Here is a 1,928-nt window from a genome sequence, read left to right on the forward strand (position 1 = left end):
GGCGTCAGCAGGCGGGCCGCCTCTGACGGGTCCGCCGCGACCAGCTCGTCGAGCTTTTTGGTGAACTCTGGCCCGGGACGGGTGCCGAGATCGGCGGCGCCGACCATGTGGACGAGCACATGACCGGCGCCTGTTGACGGCTGTTCACTGATGGTTGTCATTTTTCACCTTCCGTGGACGGCGATCGATCCTCCACGGGTCTCTGACGGACGAGCCACCGGCCTCTGGGCCGCATCCGTCCGCTCCCCCCTGGCGCAAGGATGACAGCGTGAAGATTCACCGCCGTAGCGGGGATACCCGCACCGCCAGGCACGTCCGTCAGGAGATGGTGTTGGCGGCCGTCAGGGGGACGGCGCCGGATCGGGAGGCGGCAGATAATGAGCGACGGGGCGACGGACCAGCACGGCGAGCACACCGTGACGATCGGTGCTGTGCGGGTGGTGGTGGCCCCTGGCCGGGTCGTGCCCCTGCGCGAGCTGCCCCCTTACAGCATCGCGCTGGACGGGCTGGTGCAGGGACCACAACTCGATCTCGACGGGCGCCGGCTGAGCTTCGACCACCACGGCGACTGCGTACGGCTGGTGACCTCGGCGACCTGCCGGCAGGTGCTGGACGCGCTGTTGCTCGGGCTCGACCCGAGCGCCTACACCGTCTACGTCAACGACATCGACGCCGACACCGCGCTCGCGGTGGCGCTGCTGGCGCACCCCGCATGGGTCGCCCCCGCGTCCGTGTCCGCGCCCGCACACGCCCAGCGTGTCCGGGCGCTGGTGGAGACCGTCGGCAGCCGGGACGCGCACGGCCCCGCCTACCCGGTGGCCGATCCGGCGCTGCTCGCCGAGTTCGCCGCGAGCGTCCCGCTGCCGCGCCGGCACGCCCCGGTGGGTGACCCCGCGCGGGTGCTCGCCGGCTGCGTCACGGCAATCGCCGAGCTGATCACCCGCGTGCCCGCGACGAACGAGCGGCCTGCCGCGCCGACCCGCCGGGAGCCGACCTTCACTGTCACCCACACCGGCACCGGCTGGGTGATGGCCACCAGCGCTGGTGACGGCTTCGACCCGGTCTACGCGGCCGGACACACCCGCGCGGTGCTGTGGCGGCGGCTACCGGACTCCTCGATCGTCTACACGATCGGGCGGCGCAGCGACCTCGTCGACCGCTTCCCGGTCGGCCCGGCGAACGAGCCGGGGACGATCCTCGCCGCGCTGGCGGCCCGTGAACCCGGCTGGGGTGGCGGTACCTCCGTGGGCGGGGCGCCCCGCCATCCCGACGGTTCCCGCAGCGCGCTAACCCCGGACGAGGTCTTCGCGGTCGTCGAGGCCGTCATCCGTCAGTAACGGGCACGGGGGGTTGTCGGTCCCGCCGCCGCGAGCGGGCCACGGCTGGGACCGACAGTCTGTCTCATCCGTCAGAGGTGGGTGTAAGCACGAACCACTGACGTGGTTAGCGTTCACGCCCTGTTTCGGGGGAACAGAAAGGACACCGGATGGGCCTCACCTGCCACGTCGTCCTCATCGAGACGTCGGGAAACCAGGCATTCATCTTCGAGACCACCAAACGGCGCGAGAACGTCGGCGCGTCCGAGCTCATCGACGGCCTTCGGCAGTGGGTGTGCGACGCGCTGACCACCGAGTTCAGCGGCTTCAACCTGGACTGGCGGATCAGCAACGGCCAGCCCGCGCAGCTGCTGGTGAACGCGGCCGGCAGCGCCAAGATCGTCGTCCGCGACCGGGAAAGAGGGAAAGCGCTGGTGAGCCGGGTCACCGCACGGGCGCTGCGGGCCGCCCCGGGCCTGGACGTGTGCGGTGTCGTCGGAGAGTGCTTCGACTGGGCCGGCGTCCACGAAGAGGAGGGACAATTGCCCATCAGCATGCTGGCCAGGCGGTGCCGCGACGCCCACGAATCGCTGCCACTGGTCAAGAGCGGCC

General features: G+C 71.0%; 1 protein-coding gene and 1 pseudogene. Both read left to right on the forward strand.

What is annotated here, in order from left to right:
- Positions 1 to 377 precede the first annotated feature (377 nt).
- Positions 378 to 1,337 (forward strand): hypothetical protein, encoded by a 960-nt coding sequence (locus MJ783_RS22475; protein ID WP_239313705.1) that lies wholly within the window; start codon positions 378 to 380, stop codon positions 1,335 to 1,337.
- A 149-nt stretch (positions 1,338 to 1,486) separates the two neighbouring features.
- A pseudogene (locus MJ783_RS22480) lies at positions 1,487 to 1,928 on the forward strand (hypothetical protein); the annotation flags it as partial.

Source organism: Protofrankia sp. Cj3 (assembly GCF_917627355.1).
GTDB lineage: Bacteria > Actinomycetota > Actinomycetes > Frankiales > Frankiaceae > Protofrankia.

Excerpts from the sequence above, each read along its gene's own strand:
- MJ783_RS22475 (WP_239313705.1), top strand. The coding sequence starts at position 378 with ATGAGCGACGGGGCGACGGACCAGCACGGCGAGCACACCGTGACGATC.